This window comes from Microbacterium sp. Soil_N32, from assembly GCF_057655505.1.
On the sequence record NZ_JBDGME010000002.1, the window covers coordinates 1 to 7,858 of the forward strand.

Below are 7,858 nucleotides of genomic sequence, written 5' to 3' on the forward strand. Positions count from 1 at the left end.
TCCAAAGGAATCTCATCCAGCCGAAGCTGAATCGAGGTTATTTGGCATTTGACAAGTGCACGCTGTTGAGTTCTCAAGGATCGGATGCTCCCCCGACCCAGTCATCACAACCAGGCCCGAAGGGCAACTTCTCTATCTTACTGATCTCGTTCCCGTTGTCAAATCGCTGTTTTCGCGACCTGCTCGAGAGAACAAGGCAGTTCCCGCAACCGGATGACTCTGACGAGTCTTCGTGGTTTCGGGAGGTGTTCGTTACTTGACGCGAGCCGGTCCGAGGACCTCCGCTCAACCGTTTGGGGCGAACAGGTAATAACTTACGCGGGATTCGGGGGTCCGGCAAATCACGCCCGCCGCCCGGGCGTGTCGCGAGCCCAACAGGGCGCGCTGGCACACTGGTGGCCGGAAGAGGAGACCGCATGACCACCCCCGCACCCCGCCCCCGCCGCCTGCTCGGACGCATCGCGAGCTGGCCCGCCGCCATGATCATCCGGACCGTCTTCACGCGCGACGCACGCGCGACGACGGCGGAGATGGCGCAGCACGTCCCCTCCGCCCCGCTTCACGAGCGCCGCAGCGTGCCGTACGGAAGGCGGGGGCGCTCGACGACTCTCGACGTGTTCGCCCCGGCATCCGCCACCGGGCCCCTCCCCACCGTCGTCTGGATCCACGGCGGGGCGTGGATCTCGGGGTCGAAGGAGGACGTCGCTCCGTACCTGCGCATCCTCGCCGCCGAGGGCTTCGCCGCCATCGGCCTCAATTACACGCGCGGACCGGAGGGCGCGTATCCGTTGGCGGTGCACCAGCTCGTCGAGGCGATCCGCATCATCGACTCACGCGCCGAGGAGTTCGGCGTCGACCGCCGGCGGATCGTTCTCGCCGGCGACTCCGCGGGGGCGCAGCTCGCGAGCCAGCTCGCCGCGCTGATCACCCACCCCGCGTACGCGCAGGAGATGGGCATCACACCGCCGCTGCATCCCGACCAGCTCGCCGCAGTGGTGCTCAACTGCGGTGTCTACGACCTCGGCGCCCTGTCGCACGTACGCGGGATCATCGGCTGGGGGTTCCGCTCGGCCATGTGGGCCTACTCGGGCACCAGGGACTGGGCCGACGACGTCAGCGGCGCGACGATGTCGACGATCGACCGCGTGACGGGCGACTTCCCCCCGACCTACCTCTCGGGCGGGAACGGCGACGGGCTCACCCGCGTGCAGTCCCGCCCCCTCGCCGCGCGGCTCGACGCGCTCGGGGTCGAGACCACCACGCTGTTCTGGCCCGACGAGCACGAGCCGGCGCTCCCCCACGAGTACCAGTTCCACCTCGACCTGCCCGACGCGCGCGAAGCCCTGCGCCGCACGCTCGAGTTCCTTCGCGCGCACACCGGCTGAACGAGCGGAGAGCCTCGATCAGTCCCAGCTGTGCACGGGGCTGCCGTCTTCGGCGCGCACCAGGTAGTCCTGCAGCATCCCGTGCAGCGCCTGCGACCGAGACTCGCCCGCACGCTCGCGGGCGAACACGTTCTCGCGCTGCCACACGGCGCCGTTGCGGCCGGTCGCACAGCGCTGCTCGATGATGCCGAGGTAGCGGTCGCGGGCCGCCGGGTCGACACCGTAGGCGTCGAGTCCCTCGGCGGCCATCGGCAGCAGTCTGCGCAGCACCAGTTCGCGCGGGCTCACCCACCCGACCTCCGGCCAGTACAGGCGGCCGTCGATGCCGTCGCGGGCACCCGCGTGCAGGTTCTCGGCCGCGGCATCGAAGCTCATCTGCGTCCACAGCGGCCGGTCGGCCTCGGCGAGCGTGTGCACGAGGCCGTAGTAGAAGGCCGTGTCGGCGAGCACGTCGACCACGCTGGGGCCCGCCGGGAGCACCCGGTTCTCGACCCGCAGGTGCGCGGTGCCGTCGACCGTGTCGTAGATCGGCCGGTTCCAGCGGTACACGGTTCCGTTGTGCATGCGCAGCTCGGCCAGCGACGGCGCCCGCCCCTCGGCGAGCTCGGCGAAGGGGTCTTCGTCGGTCACCGCGGGGAGCAGCGCGGGGAAGTAGCGGGAATTCTCCTCGAAGAGGTCGAAGATCGAGGTCACCCAGCGCTCCCCGAACCACACGCGCGGCCGCACGCCCTGGTTCTTCAACTCCTGCGAACGCGTGTCGGTCGCCTGCTCGAACATCGGGATGCGCGTCTCGTGCCAGAGCGCCCGGCCGGCGAAGAAGGGGGAGTTCGCGGCGAGCGCGACCTGCACGCCCGCGATCGCCTGCGCAGCGTTCCAGTACGAGGCGAACGCGTCGGGCTCGACCTGCAGGTGCAGCTGCACCGATGTGCAGGCCGCCTCGGGGAGGATCGTGTCGGTGACGATGTCGAGCTGCTCGCGACCGCCGTCCGGCAGCGGGGAACCCTCGAGCGTCAACTCGATGTCCTCTCCGCGCGCCGCGAGCACCTGCTGACCGAGCAGGCCGTACCGCGGGTCGGCCGAGATCCAGCGCTCGGTGAAGTGGTGCTCGTCGAGCGTCGGCAGCATCCCGATCATCGCGATCGAATTGCCGGTCGCCGCCCGCACCCGCTCGTCCGCCGCGTTCATGGCGGCGCGCAACGAGGCCTCCAGCTCGGGCATCCGTTCGCCGCCGATCGGACGCGGGGCGACGTTCACCTCGATGTTGAAACGGCCGAGCTCGGTCTGGAAGGCGGGGCTGGCGATCGCCTCGAGCGCCGACTCGTTCGCCATCGCCGGGTCGCCCGACGGGTCGACGAGGTTCAACTCGATCTCGAGCCCCAGCTGCGGGTCGGTGCCCTCGAACCGCCCGTCGGCGAGCATCTCGCCCAGCGCGTCGAGACACACCTCGGTCTTCGCCCGGAAGCGGGTGCGGTCCTGGCGCGTGAAGGTGCGCTGTTCGATGCTGTCGCCCATCCTTCGACGCTAGCGGCCCCGGACGGAACGCGGATCGCGCCCGGCGGACATTTCACCATTGTGACGACCGGCACGTTCGTTATATGTTCGGGGAATGACCAGCGAGAGCATCCCGACGTCCGCGACCCCGACGGCGGATGCCGCAACGGCAGCCCGCAACGAGCGCGCCCTCGAGGGCGGTATCGTCACCGACCTCGAGGGGCGCATGACCTACGGGTCGTACCTCGCGCTCGACCAGCTGCTCACCGCGCAACGACCGGTCAGCTCTCCCGAGCACCACGACGAGATGCTGTTCATCATCCAGCACCAGACCACCGAGCTGTGGCTCAAGCAGCTGCTGCACGAACTCTCGTCGGCCCGCGAGCTGCTCGCGGGCGACGACCTGCGCGAGGCGCTCAAGCGCATCGCCCGCGTCAAGCGCATCCAGGACGTCATGACGCAGCAGTGGGCGGTGCTCGCCACCCTCACCCCCACCGAGTACGCGCAGTTCCGCGGCGCGCTGGGCAACTCGTCCGGGTTCCAGTCGGTGCAGTACCGCGCGGTCGAGTTCGCCCTCGGCAACAAGAACGAGAAGATGCTCGGCGTCTTCCGCGACCACCCCGCGAACCACGCCCTGCTGACCGCCGAGTGGGAGAAGCCCACCCTCTACGACGAGTTCCTGCGCTTCGCCGCCCGCCGCGGCCTGCCCGTGCCCGCCGAGATCCTCGACCGCGACGTGCGGCTGCCCTACCGCGAGACGCCGGAGCTCGTGCCCGCGGTCCGCGAGATCTACCAGGACCCGAGCCGATACTGGGACCTGTACGAGGCGTGCGAGGACCTCGTCGATCTGGAGGACAACTTCCAGTTCTGGCGGTTCCGGCACCTCAAGACCGTCGCGCGAACGATCGGCATGAAGGTCGGCACGGGGGGATCGAGCGGTGTCGGCTTCCTGCAGCGCGCACTCGACCTCACCTTCTTCCCCGAGCTCTACACGGTGCGCACCGAGATCGGCGCCTGATGCGTTCGGCGACCTTCTTCGACGGCGAGGTCTGGCGCGAGGGCGTCGTCGAGATCGTCGACGGGCGGATGCGCGTGCGCGACGCCGTGCCCGACGGCACCCTGCCGCGCCTGGGAGGCCTGGTCACGGCGGGGTTCACCGACCACCACGTGCACCTGCAGCTCGTCGACGTCGCCCCCCTCGCCCGGTCGGTGCTCGGTCGAGTAATCGACCTCGGGGCGAACCCGGCGGTCGTGGCGCGGCTCGCCGCCCACCACAACTCAGGACACGTGAGCCAAACCGACGCGCCGGACCCGGTCTCGGGCGCCAACGCACCCGGCTCGACCACCGTCGGTCCTGAATTCGTGCCGGGCGCCGCGAGCGACGGCCCGACGATCCAGTACGCCGGGGCCTTCCTCACCGCACCCGGGGGCTACCCGTCCGACCGGGAATGGGCGCCGGACGGCTCGGTGCGCGAGCTGAACGATGCCGCCCAGGCGGCGGAAGCCGTCGCCGAGATGGCGGATGCCGGGGCGCAGTGCATCAAGGTCGCCAGCAACACCACGGCCGGGCCGGTGTTCGGTGACGCGCTGATCCGCGCGATCGTCGACCTCGCGACCGCACGCGGACTGCCCGTCGTCGCCCACGCCGAGGGACCGAGAGAGGCGCAGCGCCTCGCGACCCTCGGGGTCGCGATGCTCGCGCACGCCCCGTTCACCGAACGCCTCGACGACGACGAGGTCGCCCGGCAGGCGGCATCCGTGGCCTGGATCTCGACCATGGCGATCCACGACCGGCCGACCCGCGACGTCGTGATCGACAATGTGCGCCGCTTCCACGCGGCCGGCGGCACCGTGCGCTACGGCACCGACATGGGCAACGGCCCGACGCCCGTGGGCCTGAACCCCGCCGAGGTGGCGGCACTGCGGCAGGCGGGCGTCACGGGCACGGCACTGCTGCGCGCCCTCGCCCCCGGCGACGCCCGAGCGTCCGACGCACGACTGCTCCTGCTGCCGGCCGCCGCCCCCGCCGACGCCGACCCGCTGGCCGCCCGCCGCCTCTCCCCCGACGATCTGAAGGTGTGACATGACCGACCTCGCCGCCGTCCCGACCGACGACTCCGCCACCGCGCTCCTCGACGAGGCCCGTGCGCTCGACGCCGCCGACCCGCTGCGCGCCCATCTCGACGCCTTCGTCGAGGCGCCGGGCGTTCGGGCCTACCTCGACGGCAACTCGCTCGGCCGCCCGCTGCGCGACATGCCCGAGAAGCTCGCGGCCTTCGTGCGCGACGACTGGGGCACCCGCCTCATCCGCTCGTGGGACGAGCAGTGGATGGCGCTGCCGATGGAGCTCGGCGACCGGATCGGCCGCGTGGCCCTCGGTGCCGCGGCGGGTCAGACCGTCGTCGCCGATTCGACGAGCGTGCTCATCTACAAGCTGATGCGCGCGGCCGCCGCGTCCGATCCCGCCCGCACCGAGCTGGTGATGGAGCAGGGCAACTTCCCCACCGATCGCTTCCTCACCGAGGGCATCGCGGCCGAAGCCGGCCTCACGGTGCGCTGGATCGAGGCCGATCCGGTGCTCGGCGTGCAGGTCGCCGACGTCGCCGCCGTGGTCTCGGAGCGCACCGCGCTCGTCTCGCTCAGTCACATCGACTACCGCTCCGGCGCCCTCGCCGACATGCGCGCCATCACGGAGGCGGCGCACGCCGTCGGCGCGCTCATGATGTGGGACCTCTGCCACTCCGCCGGCGTGGTGCCGATGCAGCTCGACGACTGGGGCGTCGACATGGCGGTCGGATGCACCTACAAGTACCTCAACGGCGGACCCGGTTCTCCGGCCTTCGCGTACCTGAACCGTCGCCACCACGGCGTGCTTCGTCAACCGATCCAGGGGTGGTGGAGCGCCGCCGACATCTTTGCGATGGGCCCGGAGTACGTGCCGGCGGACGACATCCGTCAGCTGCTCAGCGGCACCCCGCCGGTGACCTCGATGCTCGGGATGCAGGGGATGCTCGACCTCATCGAACAGTCGACGATCGACGCCGTGCGCCGCAAGTCGGTCTCCCTCACCGACCTCGCCGTGCGGGCGTACGACACCGAACTCGCACCGCTCGGCGTCCGTCTGCTGAGCCCCCGCGACGCCGAGCTGCGCGGCGGGCACGTCACGATCGGCCACCCGGACTTCCGCGACGTCACCCGGCGTCTCTGGGCCGACGGCGTCATCCCCGACTTCCGCTTCCCCGACGGCATCCGCCTGGGTCTGTCGCCGTTGAGCACCTCGCACGTCGAGACGGTCGTCGGCGTGCTCGCCGTGCGCGACGCGCTGCGCGCATGACGGCCCCGGTAGCGGTCCCGGAGGACGCGGCATCGGTCGTCGACGACATCGACGCCCGGCCCGGCAGCACCGCCTCGCTGCTGCGTACGGTCGTCGGGTTGTTCCTGCGCCCCCTGGGCGGATGGATCTCGGCCGCCGACCTGGTGACCCTCGCGGGCGACCTCGACATCGCGCCGGCCCTCGCCCGCACGGGCATCGCCCGCCTCAAGCAGAAGGACCTGCTGCTGCCCGAGCGCCGCGACGCCGTGGGCTACCGCCTGAACCCGGCCGCGCTGGCGATGCTGCAGCGCGGTGACCGGCGCATCTTCGCCATGCGTCAGATGACGGATGCCGACACGTGGTGCCTCGTGTCGTTCTCGATCCCCGAGACCGAGCGGGCCGTGCGGCATCAGTTGCGCCGCCGACTGCAGTGGATCGGGGCCGGGGCCGTGTCGTCGGCGCTGTGGATCTGCCCCGGGCATCTGCAGGACGAGGTGCGGCAAATCGTCGAGGAGGTCGGCGCCCGGGCGTGGGTGACGCTGTTCCCGGCGGGGATGCCGCTGACCGACCGCACGCCGGCCGAGTCGGCGGCCGCATGGTGGGACCTCGCCGACCTGGCCGACGAGCACCGCCGGTTCCAGGAATCCCTGACCTCGCTGCCCGCCGAGCCGTTCGCCGCCTACGTGCAGCTGATCGACCGCTGGCGCACCCTGCCCTACCGCGACCCGGGCCTGCCGCCGTCGATGCTGCCCGCCGACTGGCCGGGCACCCGCAGCTTCGCCGAGTTCGAGTGGCTCTCGGGCACGCTCGAGGCCCCCGCCATGGCGCACGTGCGTCGCGTGACCGCGCGCTGACCCGCCCCCTCCCCACCCCGCACACCCGGGGTCGGGCGGGCGCGGGGCGGGGGCGCGGGGCGGACCGTCAGGCGTCGAGACCGGTGACGAAGCTGCGCACGTGCTCGCGAAGGCGCTCGATGCGCATCTCGCGTGCGAGTTCGCGGTCGAAGCCCTCGTAGGCCAGCGGCGGCAGTCGACGCACGTTGGCCGAGCATCCGAAGTTCGCGCACACCAGCGTGCCGACGGTGTCGCCCTTGCGGCCGGCGGGGCCGGTCTTGCGGGCGACGAACGGCTGCACGTCGTTGCGGAGCGTGACGTCTTCGCACCAGGAGCACAGGGCGCGGGCGACCACGCGCTGCTCGGCCTGCTGCAGCAGGATCCCGGCCAGTGCGCCGTCGATCTCGGTCACCACGTACGCCCGGCGCGGGGCTTTCGGGTCGACCCAGCCGAGATAGTCGAGGCGGTCGACGTCGATCTCGGCGAAGCCGGCGGGCAGGGTGAGGTCGGCGACCTCTTTACGGGAGGCGTTGCGGAAGGAGGCGCGGATGGCGCGCTCGTCGAGGGGACGCATGATGTCGGATGCTTTCGTTCGAGTGCTCGCGCTCCCGACGGGAGCGACGGAGCGAGGTGGGTGGAGGAGACGGGTCGCATGGACCCGGGGTCGACCGAACTCCGGAGACGGCATCCGCCTCCGGCCGATCGTCAGCCTCTGCCGACGGCGCTGTGCGCGCCTGCGGCTCCTACCCGCGCCACCCGGGCGCTCCTCGAGAACATCACCCCGAGAGCCTATACCCGTCCTCTCCCCCTCCCCTCCTCCCCTCCTCCCCCCTTCC

Annotated in this window: 7 protein-coding genes; 5 read left to right on the plus strand and 2 right to left on the minus strand. The window is 71.3% G+C overall.

Annotation, left to right across the window (positions count from 1 at the left end; all coding sequences use genetic code 11):
- Window positions 1-416 precede the first annotated feature (416 nt).
- The gene (locus tag AC3A3J_RS00015; RefSeq protein WP_487670305.1) at window positions 417-1,385 is read left to right on the plus strand and encodes an alpha/beta hydrolase; all 969 of its coding nucleotides are present in this window, start codon (window positions 417-419) and stop codon (window positions 1,383-1,385) included.
- 18 nt (window positions 1,386-1,403) lie between these two features.
- On the opposite strand, the gene AC3A3J_RS00020 is transcribed toward AC3A3J_RS00015, so the two are convergent.
- On the minus strand, window positions 1,404-2,897 hold the full coding sequence (locus AC3A3J_RS00020) for a glutamate-cysteine ligase family protein (protein ID WP_487670306.1): 1,494 nt from the start codon (window positions 2,895-2,897) through the stop codon (window positions 1,404-1,406).
- A 94-nt stretch (window positions 2,898-2,991) separates the two neighbouring features.
- Here AC3A3J_RS00020 and AC3A3J_RS00025 point away from each other — a divergent pair, with 94 nt between their 5' ends.
- Genes AC3A3J_RS00025 through AC3A3J_RS00040 form a run of 4 tightly spaced genes read left to right on the plus strand, consistent with a single transcriptional unit; the run spans window position 2,992 to window position 7,043 of the window.
- Window positions 2,992-3,894, plus strand: coding sequence for a tryptophan 2,3-dioxygenase (locus tag AC3A3J_RS00025; protein WP_487670307.1), 903 nt, complete (start codon window positions 2,992-2,994; stop codon window positions 3,892-3,894).
- Window positions 3,894-4,958: an amidohydrolase family protein gene (locus AC3A3J_RS00030; RefSeq protein WP_487670308.1), complete on the plus strand. Its 1,065-nt coding sequence runs from the start codon at window positions 3,894-3,896 to the stop codon at window positions 4,956-4,958. The genes AC3A3J_RS00025 and AC3A3J_RS00030 overlap by 1 nt, the downstream gene beginning before the upstream one ends.
- Before the next feature lies 1 nt (window position 4,959).
- Window positions 4,960-6,210, plus strand: coding sequence for a kynureninase (locus AC3A3J_RS00035; RefSeq protein ID WP_487670309.1), 1,251 nt, complete (start codon window positions 4,960-4,962; stop codon window positions 6,208-6,210).
- Window positions 6,207-7,043, plus strand: coding sequence for a PaaX family transcriptional regulator (locus AC3A3J_RS00040; protein ID WP_487670310.1), 837 nt, complete (start codon window positions 6,207-6,209; stop codon window positions 7,041-7,043). The genes AC3A3J_RS00035 and AC3A3J_RS00040 overlap by 4 nt, the downstream gene beginning before the upstream one ends.
- A 67-nt stretch (window positions 7,044-7,110) precedes the next feature.
- On the opposite strand, the gene AC3A3J_RS00045 is transcribed toward AC3A3J_RS00040, so the two are convergent.
- A complete protein-coding gene (locus AC3A3J_RS00045; RefSeq protein WP_487670311.1) occupies window positions 7,111-7,596 on the minus strand; it encodes an FBP domain-containing protein in 486 nt (161 codons plus the stop codon).
- Window positions 7,597-7,858: the final 262 nt, after the last annotated feature.

Bases quoted from the DNA above. Each gene is read 5' to 3' on its own strand.
- AC3A3J_RS00020 (WP_487670306.1), bottom strand. From the start codon at position 2,897: ATGGGCGACAGCATCGAACAGCGCACCTTCACGCGCCAGGACCGCACC.
- AC3A3J_RS00015 (WP_487670305.1), top strand. From the start codon at position 417: ATGACCACCCCCGCACCCCGCCCCCGCCGCCTGCTCGGACGCATCGCG.
- AC3A3J_RS00030 (WP_487670308.1), top strand. From the start codon at position 3,894: ATGCGTTCGGCGACCTTCTTCGACGGCGAGGTCTGGCGCGAGGGCGTC.
- AC3A3J_RS00035 (WP_487670309.1), top strand. From the start codon at position 4,960: ATGACCGACCTCGCCGCCGTCCCGACCGACGACTCCGCCACCGCGCTC.
- AC3A3J_RS00045 (WP_487670311.1), bottom strand. From the start codon at position 7,596: ATGCGTCCCCTCGACGAGCGCGCCATCCGCGCCTCCTTCCGCAACGCC.
- AC3A3J_RS00040 (WP_487670310.1), top strand. From the start codon at position 6,207: ATGACGGCCCCGGTAGCGGTCCCGGAGGACGCGGCATCGGTCGTCGAC.
- AC3A3J_RS00025 (WP_487670307.1), top strand. From the start codon at position 2,992: ATGACCAGCGAGAGCATCCCGACGTCCGCGACCCCGACGGCGGATGCC.